This is a genomic window from Brevundimonas sp. Leaf363 (genome assembly GCF_001424025.1).
GTDB lineage: Bacteria > Pseudomonadota > Alphaproteobacteria > Caulobacterales > Caulobacteraceae > Brevundimonas.
The window spans coordinates 776,507-792,051 of the sequence record NZ_LMPZ01000002.1; the positions used below are offsets into that span (position 1 = coordinate 776,507).

General features: G+C 69.3%; 14 protein-coding genes. 4 read left to right on the plus strand and 10 right to left on the minus strand.

What is annotated here, in order from left to right; translation table 11 throughout:
- Nucleotides 1-98: 98 nt before the first annotated feature.
- Together ASG17_RS06765 and ASG17_RS06770 are read right to left on the minus strand one after the other, a co-directional pair.
- Nucleotides 99-368 (minus strand): hypothetical protein, encoded by a 270-nt coding sequence (locus ASG17_RS06765; RefSeq protein WP_056103211.1) that lies wholly within the window; start codon nucleotides 366-368, stop codon nucleotides 99-101.
- A gap of 74 nt (nucleotides 369-442) precedes the next feature.
- On the minus strand, nucleotides 443-1,291 hold the full coding sequence (locus ASG17_RS06770; protein ID WP_056100918.1) for a thioesterase family protein: 849 nt from the start codon (nucleotides 1,289-1,291) through the stop codon (nucleotides 443-445).
- A 168-nt stretch (nucleotides 1,292-1,459) separates the two neighbouring features.
- Here ASG17_RS06770 and ASG17_RS06775 point away from each other — a divergent pair, with 168 nt between their 5' ends.
- Nucleotides 1,460-1,948, plus strand: a complete 489-nt coding sequence (locus ASG17_RS06775; RefSeq protein ID WP_056100920.1) for a helix-turn-helix domain-containing protein — start codon at nucleotides 1,460-1,462, stop codon at nucleotides 1,946-1,948.
- A 20-nt stretch (nucleotides 1,949-1,968) separates the two neighbouring features.
- On the opposite strand, the gene ASG17_RS15670 is transcribed toward ASG17_RS06775, so the two are convergent.
- From ASG17_RS15670 to mnmA, 4 genes are all read right to left on the minus strand, one after another.
- Nucleotides 1,969-2,643: a hypothetical protein gene (locus ASG17_RS15670; RefSeq protein ID WP_056100923.1), complete on the minus strand. Its 675-nt coding sequence runs from the start codon at nucleotides 2,641-2,643 to the stop codon at nucleotides 1,969-1,971.
- Between the two features lie 57 nt (nucleotides 2,644-2,700).
- A complete protein-coding gene (locus ASG17_RS06785; RefSeq protein WP_056100926.1) occupies nucleotides 2,701-4,620 on the minus strand; it encodes a S9 family peptidase in 1,920 nt (639 codons plus the stop codon).
- An 89-nt stretch (nucleotides 4,621-4,709) separates the two neighbouring features.
- Nucleotides 4,710-5,270: a hemerythrin domain-containing protein gene (locus ASG17_RS06790; RefSeq protein WP_056100929.1), complete on the minus strand. Its 561-nt coding sequence runs from the start codon at nucleotides 5,268-5,270 to the stop codon at nucleotides 4,710-4,712.
- Complete coding sequence (gene mnmA, locus ASG17_RS06795) at nucleotides 5,263-6,462, minus strand: tRNA 2-thiouridine(34) synthase MnmA (RefSeq protein ID WP_369796670.1); 1,200 nt, start codon at nucleotides 6,460-6,462, stop codon at nucleotides 5,263-5,265. The genes ASG17_RS06790 and mnmA overlap by 8 nt, the downstream gene beginning before the upstream one ends.
- Before the next feature lie 166 nt (nucleotides 6,463-6,628).
- On the opposite strand from mnmA, the gene ASG17_RS06800 reads away from it, so the two are divergent.
- Nucleotides 6,629-7,933, plus strand: coding sequence for a hypothetical protein (locus ASG17_RS06800; RefSeq protein WP_162238777.1), 1,305 nt, complete (start codon nucleotides 6,629-6,631; stop codon nucleotides 7,931-7,933).
- Between the two features lie 35 nt (nucleotides 7,934-7,968).
- On the opposite strand, the gene ASG17_RS06805 is transcribed toward ASG17_RS06800, so the two are convergent.
- The 4 genes from ASG17_RS06805 to ASG17_RS15930 all read right to left on the minus strand — a co-directional run bounded on the left by ASG17_RS06805 (nucleotide 7,969) and on the right by ASG17_RS15930 (nucleotide 12,120).
- Nucleotides 7,969-8,253, minus strand: coding sequence for a DUF1153 domain-containing protein (locus ASG17_RS06805; protein WP_369796695.1), 285 nt, complete (start codon nucleotides 8,251-8,253; stop codon nucleotides 7,969-7,971).
- Between the two features lie 174 nt (nucleotides 8,254-8,427).
- Entirely contained in the window at nucleotides 8,428-9,882 is a 1,455-nt protein-coding gene (gene flgE, locus ASG17_RS06810; protein WP_056100940.1) for a flagellar hook protein FlgE, read from the minus strand.
- Between the two features lie 10 nt (nucleotides 9,883-9,892).
- The gene (locus tag ASG17_RS06815; RefSeq protein WP_056100942.1) at nucleotides 9,893-10,639 is read right to left on the minus strand and encodes a flagellar hook assembly protein FlgD; all 747 of its coding nucleotides are present in this window, start codon (nucleotides 10,637-10,639) and stop codon (nucleotides 9,893-9,895) included.
- Nucleotides 10,640-10,641: 2 nt separating this feature from the next.
- Nucleotides 10,642-12,120: a flagellar hook-length control protein FliK gene (locus ASG17_RS15930; RefSeq protein ID WP_255354003.1), complete on the minus strand. Its 1,479-nt coding sequence runs from the start codon at nucleotides 12,118-12,120 to the stop codon at nucleotides 10,642-10,644.
- A 367-nt stretch (nucleotides 12,121-12,487) separates the two neighbouring features.
- Between ASG17_RS15930 and flgK the strand changes: the two genes are divergently transcribed.
- Together flgK and ASG17_RS06830 are read left to right on the plus strand one after the other, a co-directional pair.
- Nucleotides 12,488-14,620, plus strand: a complete 2,133-nt coding sequence (flgK, locus tag ASG17_RS06825) for a flagellar hook-associated protein FlgK (protein ID WP_056100944.1) — start codon at nucleotides 12,488-12,490, stop codon at nucleotides 14,618-14,620.
- Nucleotides 14,620-15,543, plus strand: a complete 924-nt coding sequence (locus tag ASG17_RS06830) for a flagellin (protein ID WP_056100946.1) — start codon at nucleotides 14,620-14,622, stop codon at nucleotides 15,541-15,543. Before flgK ends, ASG17_RS06830 begins: the two co-directional genes overlap by 1 nt.
- Nucleotides 15,544-15,545: the final 2 nt, after the last annotated feature.

Genomic DNA, 15,545 nt, shown 5'->3' on the forward strand with positions numbered 1-15,545 from the left:
CCATCGGGGCAGGCTGAAGCGCCGCGCCATGAGCCATCGAAAATGAGCAAGATCGGTGCCTGATCCTCGGATCAAGTCCGAGGATGACGAGAGGGTGTCTAGCAGCCGCGCCCGCGACGCTGGCGTTCCTCGCAGCGGCGCTGCTGGCGTTCGTAGTCGCGCTGCTCGCGCTCACGCTTCAGCTTGGTCTCCTCGTCCGAGGTGGTGACGGCGTCGAAGCCGGCGCCGACGGCCGCGCCGGTCAGCTTCACGCCCGTGCCGACCACGGCCGCGCCTGTGCCCACGACGGCGCCGACCAGGCAGCCCTGCAACAGCAACGATCCGGCCAGAACGGCGGCCAGCGGCGCCAGGCGACGATAGACAGACATGAAACGCATCCTCGAAGACGCGTCATCCTTAACCGAGTCGCAGTGAACCGTTTCTGACCAATCATCGACGGGCGTCAGCGTCTCTGCGGGATCAGCTTGCGTCGTTGCCGCGACAGCGCCAGCGGCGTGCCGTCCACGCCCCAGGCGGCGGCTTCGTCGACCGTCCAGCCGGCGCCCAGATCCAGCATCCGAAACTCGAAGAAGGCCCAGCCGTCCGGGGCCGTCGCGGGCGTAGGATCGGTCAGGATGTCGATGCGGTAGTCGACCGTCGTCATGGCGGGCGGGGTGGCGCTGGTCGTCCAGGCGGGCGGGTAGAGCGCGTCGAGCAGGAAGCACAGCCCCGCTTCGTCCAGCGGTCTGGCGTCGACCATGCGCATCCAGGTCCGCTCGGCCACCTCGGTCTTGCCGATGTTGCCGCCCAGGATGTTGGGCCCGCCGTCAAAGCGGTATTCGACGTGGCGTGCGAAGTGCGGCGCGAGCGGACCTTCGACCGTGCCCTTGGGACGAAGGCTGTCGATCGGCGGCGGGGGCCTGTGCAGCGGCCGGTTCGGCGGGGTGTCGCTGTCGCGGCCATAGATGGCGGCGGCGTGATGGGTCAGGCGGCCGGCCTCTTCGGCCTCCAGCCCCGCGTAGAGGACATTGCGGCCGCCACGCAGCAGGCGGGGGCGAAAGACGATCGGCGCGCCGAACGGCGCCGCCGCCAGATACTGGATCGACAACGAGCGCAGCGGCGCCTCGATGGCCAGACCTTGCCGCAGCGCGCGCGCCGCCATGGCCGCCAGCAGGCCGCCGAACGGAAAGCCCTTCTCGGGCGGCAGACTGCGCGGCCCGTTCGAGAAGGCCGGCGCGACGGACCCCGCCAGGCCGCCCTCCTCCGTCGCCTTCAACATCAGGGCTGTGTCGAGCGGGATGAGGGCGGTCATGGCGTCTCGGGAAGTCGGTAAGAACGGCGGGAGACCGCGTCTCCCGCCTCAGTCGCGGGGATGCAAGGGCTCGATCGGCAAGTGATCCGTTGCGTTTCAAGACTGACCGACTGGGTTCGGATTGGCAACCCACTTGCCAAATGCCTGACGCAGGGTCACTTTCCAGGGATGGGACGCACCGCAGACTATAGCCGCCAGAGCTGCTCGATCGCCGGGACGCTGGAAGTCATCGGCGATCCGTGGACCCTGCTGGTCATCCGCGACGCCTTCAACGGTCTGAGCCGGTTCGAGCAGTGGCAGGAGCGGCTGGGCATCGCCCGCAATGTGCTGGCCGCGCGTCTGAAGACCCTGGTGCAGCACGGGGTGCTGGAACAGAAGCTGTATTCCGAACGTCCGCCGCGCAACGAGTATCTGCTGACCGCCAAGGGCAAGGATCTGTATGGCGTGCTGGTGACGCTGCATGCCTGGGGCGACAAGCACGTGTTCGGCGAAGGGGGATCGGGCGTCCTGCTGACACACACCACCTGCGGATCAAAGCTGCAGCCTCGCATCGCCTGCAACTGCTGCGGAGAGATGGTGAAGCCGCGCGACATCAAGCTGAGCCGCGCGGAGAACCGGCCGACTGTGGCGGAAATGATGCCCAAGGAAGCGGCGTAGGGCGTCGACGGCGGCTGTCCCTACAGTCGGCTAGTCGTCGTTACGTCGTCCTCCTCGGCGCGGCCGGCGCCCATGCCCGTGCCGCCACCCATGCCCATTCCGCCACCGCCTCCACCACCGCCACCGCCGCCGCCGGGGCCGCCGCCCTTGTCACGCTCGCCGCCGCCCTTACCGCCGCCCCCAGAGGGTCGGGTGGGCCCTTGCTGGGGAATGGCCAGGTCGCGGGGGACAGGCGCGAGATCCAGCGCCTGACGGATGAAGTCCCGCAGCGAAACCACCAGATCGTTCACGCGCACGGGTCGTCCTTCGACCAGGTCGCGGGCGGCCCGCTCGGCCAGACGCACCTGGGGTTCGGTGCCCAGCAGGATGATGTCGGACAGGGCCGCCTCGACCGCATCGCGGATGCGGCGGCTGCGGTCTGACGCGTCTAGTGGGACGTCGCCGGCCGCCTTTCGCAGATCACGCAGGTGACGGGGATCGACCGCCAGGTCGCCCGTGAAGGAGCCGCCTAGGGTCTTGTAAGCGGCCATCAACGTGCGCAGCCGCTCGTTGATCTGGCGATTGGCGCGCTCGCGGCGCTGCTGGATCGTGAACATCATGATCAGGCGCACGCCCATCCCGATCAGGGTGAACAGGGCCAGGCCGATCAGGGTGGTCAGCAGGCTGTGCCACGATGTGAAGTCCAGTCCACGCATTCGGATCTCCCCGCCCGCCCGGCCCGGGCGAGCGGGAGATCAACGCACGGCGGCCCCTTATTGGCGCACGTATTTGTCCAGGAAGGCCAGATAGGCTTCCTGGGCTGTGATGCGGTTGTCGCGGCGGGTGAAGCCGTGGCCTTCGTTGGGGAAGACGACGTATTCGACCGGGACGTTGTTGGCGCGCACGGCGGCGACCAGTTCGTCGCTTTCGACCTGAAGCACGCGCGGATCGTTGGCGCCCTGGACGACCAGCAGCGGCTTGTTGATGCCGTCGGTGTGGAACAGGGGCGAGATGGCGCGGTGACGGTCGGCGTCGGTGGCCGGATCGCCCATCTCGTCGAACAGGGCGATGCGCTGGGCGCCCCACCAAGCGGGGATGGACTGAAGGGTGCGGACCCAGTTGGTGACGCCGAAGATATCGACACCCGCCGCGAACGCATCGGGGTGGAAGGCCAGGGCGGCGGCGGTGATGTAACCGCCATAGCTGCCGCCCATCACCGCGACCTGATCGTCGGCGACCCAGTCCTGTTGCCGCAGCCATTCGCCGCCGGCGACGATATCGCGCAGATCCGCCTCGCCGTGCTTCTTGTCGTCCATGTGGAAGAAGGTCTTGCCGTAGCCGGACGAGCCCCGGTTGTTGGCGCCCAGCACCGCATAGCCGTGGTTCACCAGATGCTGGATCATGGCCGAATAGCCGCGACGCGTCTGACCGCCCGGGCCGCCGTGGACCAGGACGATGGCCGGGGCCGGGTTGGCCGCCGAGGCGCCGCGCGGCTTGTAGAGCACCGCCGGGACCATGACGCCGCCTTCGCCCGGGTAGCGGACGATGGTGGCCTCGACCAGCACGTCCTCGTCGATGGCCGGGTTCAGGGCGTGGGTCAGGCGCGTGGTCTGTCCAGTCGTCAGGTCGGCGGTGAAGATATCGGACGGCGACGTGTCGGACGCGACGGTGAAGCCCAGGCGGGTCTCGTCGTCGTTGAAGCGGATGCCGCCGATGTCGCCCTGGGGCAGGCCGGTCAGGGGCACGGCCGCGTTGGTCGTGGTATCCAGCAGGGTCAGCTCGGTCTTGGCGTCGGCGTTCAGGGCCGAGACGCGGTAGCGGCCGCTGGGCGAATAGAAGACGTACTGAACGTCCCAGTCCGCCTGAATCACCGGGGTGACCGCGCCGCTCTCCAGATCGTGGCGATAGGCCTGGGTGAACTCCCCATGCTCGTCGGTGCCGATCAGCAGCGCCTTGCTGTCGCGCGTGAAGTCATAGGCGGTGTAGGCGACGTCGCCGGTGTGCGGGGTCAGCAGGCGCGGCTCGCCCGGCTGGGTCAGGTCGGCGATGTAGAGGTCGTTGTTGGCGCTGGTCAGGGCCTTGTCGAGCACCAGCCAGCGGCCGTCCGGCGACAGGGCGGCGGGCTGGAAGCCGCCGGTGTTCTCGAACACCGTGCGGTGTTCGTAGGTGGCGGCGTCCACGGCGATCAGGTCGAAGGCCGCCGGATCGCGGCCGTTGGTGATGACGTAGAAGGTCTTGCCGTCGCGGTTCCAGCCGACGAACTCGGCCTTCAGGTTCTCGCCCGGCGTGACGTCGGTGATCACGCCGTCTTCGGCGCGCGCGAAGATGTGCGTCAGCTCGTCGCCGCCGCCGTCCTGGCTGAACAGCACGCGGCCGTCGTGGGGGAAGAAGCTGACGGCGGAGGCGGAACTGGTGGTCGAGGTGGTCAGGGGGACCGGCGCGCCGCCCGCGACGGGCTGGGCGTAGGTGTTGAAGACGCCGGTCGCGTCCGAGCTGATCAGGATGGAGCGGCCGTCCGGCGAGAAGGCGCGGCCGGCCGAGTTGGCCATGCCGTAGCTGGTGGTCTCGAAGAACTGGGCGGCGGTGTAGGTCGGGGCGGCCGTCTGGACGGCGGCCGGCGGCTCGGCGGCGAGGGCGAGCGCGGGGACGGCGGCCATAAGGGCCAGGGCTGAAACGAAACCGGCGAGGCGCATGGCGCGATCCTTCGTGAGACTGTGATGCTCGGTAGAGGCGCAAGCTGCGCCATTCAGATGCAGCTGTCTCGCGACATTTCGCCGGTCGGTCAGCGGACCCCGTGCAGAGTGATCAGGGGAATGACGATATCCTCCTCGTCATCCAGGTGCCGGATCAGCGGCGCCGCGGCGGCGTCCAGGGCGTCGTTCAGGCGGCTGGCGTGATCGCCGGCCGGGTCGCCGGAGCGGACCGCCTGATGCAGCGCATTGCCGCCGGCGGCCAGAGCCTCGAGATGGGCGTGGACGGCCTCGTGGTCGCGGTCCAGCAGATCGATGCCGGCGGCGATCCGTGGCTCGATCCGGCGGAACTGCGGGAAGTAATGGCCGGTCTCGATGTTGTGGTGGCCGTCCAGGTGCTGGAGGAACTGCGCCAGGGTGGGCAGCAAACGGTCGTGATAGGCGCGGGTGTCGATGGCGCCGGCGCGGTGGTCGGCGACGACGCGGGCCATGGCGGCGGAGGCCTGACGGAAGCCGCCGTGCATCTGGAGCCAGAAGGCGGCCATCTGGGGAATGGCGTGACCCTGCCAGCGGTCGCGGGGCAGGGCCTCGCGCAGGTACAGCATCTCGGCCGGCAGACCCGTGCGGGCCGCCAGGGCGTGGGGATCAGACAACCGGCGTCGTCTCGCGGATGAAGCCGCCGCCCAGCAGGCGGTCGGGGTCGGCGGGGTCGTAGAGGGCGCAGGCCTGGCCGGGGGCGACGCCTTCCTCGCCCAAGTCGAAGACCACGCGCACGCCGTCGTCGCCGCGCGCGAGGCGGGCGGGGGACGGCTGGCGGGTCGAGCGGACGCGGGCCAGCACGGGGGCTTGAGCGTCGGCAGCGGCCTCCATGGAGGCTTCGTCGCCCAGCCAGTTGGTCTCTTCCAGCACCAGCGACGCGGTCAGCAGCGCCTCGCGCGGCCCGACGACGACACGGCGGGTCTCGGGCTCCAGCTTCGTCACGAACAGCGGCTCGCCCACGGCGACATTCAGGCCCCGGCGCTGGCCGATGGTGTAGTCGGTGACGCCTTCGTGGGCGCCCAGGACGCGGCCGTCCATGTGCACGATCTGACCCGCCTGACGCCCTTGCGGCCGCAGCTTGTCGATCAGGGTGCGATAGTCGCCCGAGGGGACGAAACAGATGTCCTGGCTGTCCGGCTTGGCGGCGATGCGCAGGCCCAGTTCGGCGGCGACGCCGCGCACCTGGGGCTTTTCCAGATCGGCCAGGGGAAAGCGCAGGTAGTCGAGCTGTGCTGGCGTGGTCGCGAACAGGAAGTAGGACTGGTCGCGCGAGTGATCGATGGCCTTGCGCATCTGAACCCGGCCGCCCGCCTCGGCGCGGCGGACGTAGTGGCCGGTCGCCATGGCGGCGGCGCCCAGGTCGCGGGCGACGTCCAGCAGGTCGCGGAACTTCACCGTCTGATTGCAGCGGATGCACGGCACCGGCGTGTGGCCGCGCAGGTAGCTGTCGGCGAACTGGTCGATGACGGCGTCGCGGAAGCGGCTTTCGTAGTCGAGAACGTAGTGGGGAATGCCGAGGGTTTCGGCGGCCAGGCGGGCGTCGTGAATGTCCTGACCGGCGCAGCAGGCGCCCTTCTTCTTCAGCGCCGCGCCGTGGTCGTAAAGTTGCAGGGTCACGCCGACGACGTCGTAGCCCGCCTTGTGCAGCAGTCCGGCGACGACCGTGGAGTCCACCCCGCCCGACATGGCCGCCACCACCCGCGATCCGACGGGCAGACCGACCGCGGCGCGCGCGGCGGCGATCGCGCCATCCATGTCGGCGGGCGCGATGTCGGGGATCGGACAGGCGATCTCGGCGAGGCTCATCCGCGCCATATAGCGACTGGAGGCGGCGGTTTCGAGACCGCCCGCGACACAACGAGAACTTGAGCGAGCAGCGTCTATTCAGCTAATAAGTCGTTGAGCGATATGGGGGGAACGTGCCGTGGCCGCCGACTCCGCCGCGACCGTGCCGGTTGTGGCTGATGACAGAATGACCGCGCGGGGGGCGCTGAAGGTCGTCGGTTTTCGTCCCGACGGACTGGGCATTCGCCTGCAGTGCCTGCTGGAAGCGATGCACCTCTCCGACCTGCTGGGCGCCGGGTTCGCGGTGGTGTGGCCCGATCCGGTCGAGGGGGTGGAACACCACGCCGTCAGGCCGGCGATCGAGACCTTCACCCAGGCCTATTGCGACGCCCATGTCGTGGAGCGCCCGGACGCGGGCGCATACGCCGAAGTCCCGCAGTCCATCACGGATCTGTCGGACCTGGCAGCGGTCGCGGATGGAACGGGCGGCTGGATGGTCCGGCGAGCCAATGTGCTAGGCAACCTGCCGGAGACGCTGCGCAAGCCGGCCGGCGGCGGCTTTCGGCGACTGTTCGACAGCATCCAGTTCCAGCCGCACCTGTCGGCCGCCATCGCGCAGGCCGACGACGTGCCTCTGCCCGAGACGCCCGTCGCCCTGCATCTGCGCGCGGGCGACATCATTTATGGCAAGCACCGGTTCGGGGCGCGCTTCACCCGCAAGGTCATCAGCCTGCCGATCGCCCGCCAGCTGATCGAGAGGCTGAAAGAGCAGGGGCGATCCGTCGTGCTGTTCAGCCAGGACCCGGCCGTCGCTCAACTGTTCCGCGAAGAATACGGCGTGATCGTCGCGGCCGACACGGCGCCGCAGGGCGATCCGGTGGCTCAGGCGTTGTTCGAGATCGCCCTGATGGCTCGATGCGGCGAGGTCTACGCGGGCAACAGCGTCTTCGCCCAGATCGCCGCGCTGATCGGCGAGAGCGCCCTGATCGACCCGGAGGCCGTGTTCGATCGCGCGCGGCAGGCCAAGCTGATCGAGTTCGACCTGTTCAGGCATCGCCGACAGAAGGCCTATCCGGCGCTGCACACCGCCTTCGCCGCTTGGTCGGGCGCCGAGCCGCAGTTCCGCAGGGCGCCCGAGCGGGCGATGCGGCTGGTGGAGGTGGCGCTGAAGTATGATCCCGACAACGTCTGCTACGTCCTCAAGCTGGCGTCATTGCGGTGCCGGACGGGTCGCGTGGCGGAGGCGAACGCCCTGATCGACGCCGAACTTGCCGACCGGGCGGACGGACGGCAGATGCGCCTGCGGGCCCTGGGCCTGCTGCACCGGGCGGGCCTGGTCGGGGCCGGGTCCGTGCTGGTCAGGGATCGCAAGGTGCTGGAAAACGCGGCCGAGACCGACGGCGGGGCTATCGCGCAGCTGATGCAGGATGTCCGGGCGCTGGAGGGCCGGCTAAGGCGCCGGGACCATGAACGCGAAAGGCCGCGCCCGTAAGGACGCGGCCCTCGAGGTTCTCCGGGGAGAGACCGTTAGGAGCGGTAGCTCTGGATCCGCGTCGTGCGCAGGCCCTGCATGCCCCATTTGTCGATCGCCTTCTGCCAGGCGAGGAATTCCTCGGCCGTCAGACGATAGGTCGAAAGAGCGTCGTCCAGGCTGAGCAGGCCGCCGCGAACGGCCGCGACCACTTCCGCCTTGCGACGGATGACCCAGCGGTCGGTGGTCGGCGGCGGCAGGTCGCGCACCGTGAGAGGCGCACCCGTCGGGCCAACCACATATTGCTCGCCTTTGCTGTTAAGGCGTCGTTGTTCTTGCAGCATGGGCTTGTGCCTCATTCACCACCACCATTGAGTGTGAATGTAGCCAGCCGCCGCTAAGGGCCGTTTAAGCGTCGTGGTGAAGGAAGCAATAAACTGCTCCGACCCCGGCAACGCTTTGGCTGTTCTGATTACCCGTCGATTCATCGTGGTGAACGATCAGTTACTGAATGATCAGCGTTTGATGCTGATGAGTTCGGCCAGCATTTCATCGGCCGTGGTGATGATCTTCGACGAGGCGGAATAGGCCCGCTGCGTGGTGATCAGGCCGGTGAACTCGGTCGAGAGGTCGACGGTGGAGGCCTCCAGTTGCGAGGCGCCGATCATGCCCGCGCCGCCCGTGCCGGCGCCCTTCAGGTTGAAGGTGCCGGAGCCCTGGCTGACCCGGTAGGCGTTGCCCGACACTTCCGACAGGCTGTCGGGCGAGGGGAAGGTGGCCAGGGCGATTTGGGCGATCTGGCGGGTCACGCCGTTGTCGAAGATGGCGGTGACGAACCCCTTCTCGTCGATCTGGACCTCGGACAGATTGCCGAAGGCGGTGCCGTTGGTCAGCGTGGCCTGGACGACGGAGGCGCTGTCGTACTGGGTCAGGCCGCCGGCCGCGGCGGTCAGGTCGAAGCTGACGGTCTGCTCGGCGATGCCGAGACCCGCCGCCCAGTTGGCGCCGCCCGCCGCCGGAGCGGCGTCGTCCGAGGCCCCGAAGTTGAGCGTCGCATTGGCCGGATCGGCGAACAGGGCGTCGGCGCCCAGGGCCGCCATGGCGTCGACGTCGAGACGGCCGTCCTGGGTGAAGGCGACAATGCCGGTCTTCAGCTGGCCGTTCGCCAGGCCCGCGCCGGTGGTGACGTCATCGGCCGGGATGGCGCGGATTTCGGCGTACCACTGGTTCGGCTCCGAGCTCTTCAGGAAGGAGATGGCCATGGTGCGCTGGCCGCCCTTGGAGTCGGAGACCGGCACGGTGACTTCGAAGTCCGGCTTCACGCCGGTGCCCGCCTCAGGGTCGTACATGGCCATGGAGTTGGTGGCCGGATCGTAGGCGCCCGTGCCGACCGGGGTGGTCGAGGCGGCGGTGGCGGCGGCCGAGACGTTCTGGCTGGACTGCAGGTTGGCGTTCAGCTGGACGCGCGTCGTGGCCTCGGCGGTGCCGCCGACGGAACCGACGTTGATGGTCGACAGGCGCGTCAGGTCGGACGGGTCGGTGGTGATGTTGCCCGCCGCATCGACCGGCCAGCCCTGCAGATACAGGCCGGCGGTGTTCTTCAGATAGCCCATGTTGTCGACGCTGAACGAGCCGGCGCGGGTGAAGAGGCGAGCGTCGGTCGGGTTCAGGTTCTCGGCCTTCTCGGTCACGACGAAGAAGCCCTGGCCCGAGATGCCCAGGTCGGTGCCCGAGGTGGTCCGCTGAAGCTGGCCGGCCTGACTGGTGTAGTGGCGGGCCGTGGCCAGGACGCCGCCGGCGGAATAGCCCGCGCCGGTGGTCTGGCTGTTCACCACGGTCGAGAACTCGCCCTGCGTGCGCTTGTAGCCGATGGTGTTCACGTTCGCGATGTTCTGCGAGATCGCGGCCAGGGCGGCGGAGTTGGCGGTCAGACCGGAAACCCCGGCCAGAAGGGCGCTGTTGATGCTCATGGTCGGGCTCCTAGGAGAAGAGGTTCAGGGGATTGAGAGCGGAGGCGACCTTGGACACCAGGCTCTCGCTCTCGGCGGTTTCGGTCGGGGTGGCGGTTGACGCTTCGTCCAGCGCGATCAGGCTGGTGAGCGGCAGGATCGAGGCGCCGATCGTGGCGTAGGGCTGCCCGTCGTAGAGCTCGACGCCGCTGATGCGGCCCCGGATGAGGACCTGGCTGTCAACGGCGGCGCCGGCGGTGTCGGTGGCGGTGATCTTCAGCGTGTAGACGCCGCCGTCGGCGACCTGGCCGCCCGCCGTGGTCTTGCCGTCCCAGGTGAAGTCGTGGACGCCCTGCTTCAGCTCGGTGGCGTCGCCGGTCCAGACCACCTTGCCGGCGCTATCCAGCACCTGCAGCTTGGCGGCCTTGGCGTCCTCGCCCAGCTCGTAGCTCCAGGTCGCCTTGCCGTCCTCGACCTTGTTGGCGGACCAGACGGCGGTGGCTTCCTTGCCGATATAGTTGGCGGCGCCGGTCAGGCCCGCGCCCTGTTGGGCCGACAGCAGGCTGGTCAGCAGGTCGTTGGTCAGCAGCTGCTGCTCGACGCCCGCCATCTGGGTCAGCTGGGCTGTGAACTGGTTGCTGTCGACCGGCGACAGCGGATCCTGGTTCTTCAGCTGCGAGGTCAGCAGGCTGAGGAAGGTCTCGAAGTTCGAGGCCAGCATGGCGCCGCCGGTGTTGATCCGGCTGGCGGCGTTTGTGGTGCTGACGGCGTCGACCATGGTCAGACCCTCACATCGACGCGGTCAGGCGTCAGGTTCATGGACATCCAGCGGACCGGCGACGCGACGGCGTCTGCGTCAGCGCCCACGCGCGCAGCCGAGGCGAAGCGGCGGGCGGCGCCGTCCTGGCGCTGGTCGCCGGAGCGGCCGCTGTCGCGGTCGGTGAAGTTGAGGCTGTCGTCGGAGACCCGGAAGCCGGCGTCCTCCAGCTGACGGCGCAGTTCGTCGGCGCGACCGCGCATTTCCGTCGCGGCGGCCGGGTTGTCGAAGGCCAGACGGGCGGCCAGCTGGCCGTCGGAATCGATATCGACGCTGACCTCCACGCGGCCCAGGGCGTCGGGCGTCAGCACCATGTCGAAGTGGGTCGAGCGCCCCTCGAGGCGGCGCAGGATCTGGGCCGACAGATGGGCGGTCGTCTCCACGGTGGCGCGCGACAGGGTCGAGGCCAGGGCGGCGGGCGTCGTCTGGGGCTGGGCTGCTTCGCGTGCGGCTGCGGGGGCGGCGTTGGCCGGAGCGTCGCTGCGCAGGGGCTCGGCGGCGTCGGCCGGGGCGTCCATGTCGGCGGCGGTCGGCTCGGCGGCCTTTTCGGCGGGCGCGGGCGTGGTGGAGACGTCCGCTGTCTGGGACCGAGCCGGGACGGGCGCGGCCGTGGCGGTCGAAGGATCGCCCGTGTGGGTGCTCGCTGGGCTCGCCGGCGGCGCGGCGGTCTCGCCGGAGCGGGTAGCGGCGCTGGTGCTGTCCTTGAGCGCGGGCGGGGCGGGTGCGGCGGGCTCCTTGGCGTCCGGTGCGATCACGTCGGCCGGGATGGTCAGGGCGGCGGCCGCTGCAGCCTTGGCCGAGGCCTCGACGGGCGCGGGGGCCGCGATGGCCGGCGCGATGTCGGGTGTCGCCCCTTGAGCGGCCACGGGGGTCGTAGCCTTCGGATCGATGGCGACATCGTTCGCGACGACCGGCGCCGCCTGTTCAGGCGCCGGGGCCTGCGGAGCCTGGGCCTGTGGAGCCTGGGCGGCGCCGGTCGGGGCCGGAGCAGCGGCGGCGGGCGTCGCGGCGACCGGCGGGGCCGGGGCCGCGATGGTGAGTGCGGGGATGGCGACAGGCGGGGACGGTGCGTCCGCCTTCGCATCGGCAGGCGCGGCGTCGACCTCGGCGGGGGCGTCAGATGTTTGGCCCTCGGCGACCAGTGCGGTCTCGACCGCGTCCTTGACGAGGGCGACGGGCGTGTCGGCCGGCAGGCCGACCGGGGCCACGATGGCCGCGTCGGCGTCGTTGGCTGCGAGGCCGGCGGCCTTGGGCGCGGGCTTCAGAAAGCCGGGTCGAGGATCGGCCGGCGTTTGAGCGACGACACCATTCAGCAGGCCGGCGAAGGCCGTCTTGTCCGCGCCGCCTTCAGCATCGGCCGCGGGAGCGCCGGACGCAAAAGCGCTGCTTCCGGCGACAGGAGCCGGGGCAGGGGCGACGGAGAGTGAAGCGGCGAGGGACACGGGCGAGCAGGCTCGGGACTGAAAGACGGCGGCGCCTGCTGCGCCCAATGTTCGCAGCCCACTGCGCAAGCTCCGGGCCAAGTGCAAAAGGGCGGCTATGCACCTGTAAGATAGCGGGTTTTGCTAGCGGGCAGACATGTAGCGCCCCGGGGCTGCGGTCGCTTTCTGCCGTGCCGGGCGCCGCTTTTTGCCGCCCGGTGCGGGTGGCCCGCCCATTGGCCCGGCCCTTGCGCCGCAAGTTGACGATGATCGTCTCGCGCACAAAAAACCTGAGCAATCGCAGCATCTTGGCTATCAGCCCTGTCGTGCGCGCCGGGCAAATTATGCCGCGATCCGGGCAGTGTGCGCCTAGCGAGGGAGCCGCGGCATGTCGCTGAACTCCATTCTCAACATCGCCAACTCGGGCCTGGCGGCGGCTCAGACGCAGCTGCGCGTCGTCTCGGACAACGTCTCGAACGTCAACACGCCTGGCTATGTCCGAAAGATCGCCGATCAGGTGTCGGTCACCAGCCAGGGCGCCGGCGCCGGCGTCGAGGTGGCGCGCATCCGCTTGGCGACCGACCGCTTCCTGCAGGCGGCCAGCCTGAACGCCGGATCTGAAGCCAGCCGCCAGGGCGTGCGTTACGAACTTTACGACCGCATCCAGAGCCTGTTCGGCGACCCCAGCGGCGATGACAGCTTCTTCGCCTCGGTGGACGGCGTCTTCGCGGCCTTCGCCTCGGCGGCCGAGGATCCGACGTCGTCGCCCTATCGCCAGGAGGCGCTGTACAAGACCCAGGCGCTGTTCGACGAAGCCGGGCGGATCCAGACCCAGATCCAGGCCGTGCGCGAAGACGCCGACGGGCGCATCCAGAGCGCGGTCGACAGCGCCAACAGTCTGCTCGAGCAAATCGAGGGGCTGAACAAGGAGATCGCGCGCGGCGTGGCCGTGGGCGGCGACAGCTCCGGCGCCGAGACTGCCCAGGCCACCCTGATCGGTCAATTGGCCGAGCTGATGGACATCCAGATCCAGCCGCGCACCGCCGGCGGCGTGTCCATCCGCACCACGGGCGGCGCCCTGCTGGCCGGCAACGGATACGCCAAGCTGGATTATGCGCGGGCCGGGACGGTCAACGCCGAAAGCGCGTTCAGCGACATCTACATCACCGAGCCCGGCGGCCAGAAGCGCGCGCTGATGGACACGATATCGTCGGGCGAGATCAAGGGCCTGGTCGAGCTGCGCGACACCGAGGCGCCTGCGGCGTCCCAGCGTCTGGGCGAGCTGATGGCGCGGGTCGCGGACCAACTGAACCGCGCGCACAACGCCAACAGCTCTGTGCCGGCGCCCTCGACGCTGACCGGGCGCAATGTCGGTCAGAGCCTGGAGACGGCCATCGCCGGCTTCACCGGCGGCACGACGGTGGCCGTGACCAGCAGCGCCGGCGTGATCCAGACATCCGCGCACATCGATTTCAGCGCCGGCACGATCAACGGAACGGCCTTCACGGCGAACACCTTCCTGAGCGTGTTGAACACCCAACTGGGCGGGCAGGCGACGGCCAGCTTCGACGGCGGCGTCCTGAGCTTCAGCGCCACGGCGCCGAACGGCGTGGCCATCGCCGACGACGCCGCCAATCCGAGCGGCATGCCGGCCACGGCGCCCAGCCTGAAGACGGGCCGCGGCTTCTCGCACTTCTTCGGTCTGAACGATCTGGTGAGCACCGATCGGACGGCCATCTACGAGACGGGTCTAACGCCCGGGGCCAGCCTGGGCTTTGCGGCCGGCCAGAGCCTGACCTTCCGCTTTACCGACAACACCGGCTCGCGCCTGCGCGACGTCACCGTGGCCGTGCCGTCGGGCGGCACGGTGCAGAACATGCTGGACGCGCTGAACAGCACGTCGGGCGGGGTGGGCGCCTATGGTTCGTTCGCTCTGGACGCCAATGGGGCGCTCAGCTTCACCGCATCGGGCAGTCCGGCGCCGACGATGTCGGTGCTGGAGGATACGACCTCCCAGAATCCGTCCGGCGTCTCGCTGACCGAACTGTTCGGGATCGGCGGCGGGGTGCGGGCGTCGCGGGCGGACGGCTTTTCGATCCGCACCGACATCCGGCAGACCCCGACCAATCTGGCGCTGGCGAAGCTGAACCTGTCGGCCGCCGCGGGGGCATCGGCGCTGAGCACCGGCGATGGTCGGGGGGCGCAGGGTCTGGCCAACGCCGGCCAGCTGTCGTCGCGCTTCGCAGCGGCGGGCGGGGCGATGGGCGGCAGCATGTCGGTCTCGCGCTATGCGTCCGAACTGGCGGGCGACATCGGCGCCAAGGCCACGGTGGCGTCAAACCGCAACGACACGGCCCAGGCGCTCTATTCCGAAGCCAGCGCGCGTCAGACCTCATACGAGGGGGTCAATCTGGACGAGGAACTGGTGCTGATGACGACCTATCAGCAAGCCTTCAACGCCTCGGCGCGCCTGATCCAGGCGGCCAAGGACATGTACGACACCCTGCTCGGGATGATCTGATGACGACGCGCGTCTCCACCGCCGGCAACTACCAGACCGCGCTGCTGAACCTCATGACGGCGCAGAACCGTTCGCTGGACGCCCAGAACCGGATTTCGACCGAGAAGGTCGCGACCGACCTGGCCGGCTATGGACGCGGGTCCGAGACGCTGGCCGCCATGCGTGGATCGCAGGCGCGCATCCAGGGATTCATCGACACCAACGACACCGTTTCGGCCCGCCTGTCGGCTCAGGACCTGGCGCTGAACCGCGTCGCCGACGGGGCGGGCGACGCGCGGCAGGCGATCGCCGATGCGCTGGCGGCCGGCTCGCTGGACGGCCTGATGCTGGAGCTGCAGGGTCAGTTCCAGATCGTGCAGAACGGCCTGAACGCCCAGCACCAGGGTCGCTATCTGTTCGGCGGCGGCAATGTCGACAATCCGCCGGTCACCGTTGCGACCATGGCCGAGCTGAACGCGGCGCCCAGCGTCGCCGGCGTCTTCGCCAACGACACGCTGAAGCAGAGCTCGCGCATCGACGAGGGGCAGAGCGTCCAGACCGGCTTCCTGGCCAGCGATATCGGCGAGAGCCTGTTCTCGATCTTCAAGGACATCCAGGCCTTCAACGCGACCACGCCGATCACGGGCAAGATCGACGACGCGACGCGTGACTTCCTGACCGCACAACTGACGCGGCTGGATGCGTCGCGCAGTCATGTGACCGATCTGGCGGCTCAGAACGGATCTTTGCAGAACCGGGTCGAAGCGACCCTGGGGTCGCTGGACTCGCAGAAGACCCAGCTGGACGAGCTGATCGGCAAGCGCACTGACGTGGACATGGCGCAGGCGGTGACCGACTTGCAGCTGTCACAGGTGGCGATCCAGGCCTCGGCCCAGCTCATCAGCCAATTGCGCGACGTCTCACTGCTCAACTTCCTGACCTGACG

Coding starts and splice junctions, on each gene's coding strand:
- mnmA (WP_369796670.1), bottom strand. CDS start 6,462: ATGAGCCTCGCCGAGATCGCCTGTCCGATCCCCGACATCGCGCCCGCC.
- flgE (WP_056100940.1), bottom strand. CDS start 9,882: ATGAGCATCAACAGCGCCCTTCTGGCCGGGGTTTCCGGTCTGACCGCC.
- ASG17_RS06800 (WP_162238777.1), top strand. CDS start 6,629: ATGACCGCGCGGGGGGCGCTGAAGGTCGTCGGTTTTCGTCCCGACGGA.
- flgK (WP_056100944.1), top strand. CDS start 12,488: ATGTCGCTGAACTCCATTCTCAACATCGCCAACTCGGGCCTGGCGGCG.
- ASG17_RS06785 (WP_056100926.1), bottom strand. CDS start 4,620: ATGCGCCTCGCCGGTTTCGTTTCAGCCCTGGCCCTTATGGCCGCCGTC.
- ASG17_RS06815 (WP_056100942.1), bottom strand. CDS start 10,639: ATGGTCGACGCCGTCAGCACCACAAACGCCGCCAGCCGGATCAACACC.
- ASG17_RS15670 (WP_056100923.1), bottom strand. CDS start 2,643: ATGCGTGGACTGGACTTCACATCGTGGCACAGCCTGCTGACCACCCTG.
- ASG17_RS06830 (WP_056100946.1), top strand. CDS start 14,620: ATGACGACGCGCGTCTCCACCGCCGGCAACTACCAGACCGCGCTGCTG.
- ASG17_RS06765 (WP_056103211.1), bottom strand. CDS start 368: ATGTCTGTCTATCGTCGCCTGGCGCCGCTGGCCGCCGTTCTGGCCGGA.
- ASG17_RS06775 (WP_056100920.1), top strand. CDS start 1,460: ATGGGACGCACCGCAGACTATAGCCGCCAGAGCTGCTCGATCGCCGGG.
- ASG17_RS06770 (WP_056100918.1), bottom strand. CDS start 1,291: ATGACCGCCCTCATCCCGCTCGACACAGCCCTGATGTTGAAGGCGACG.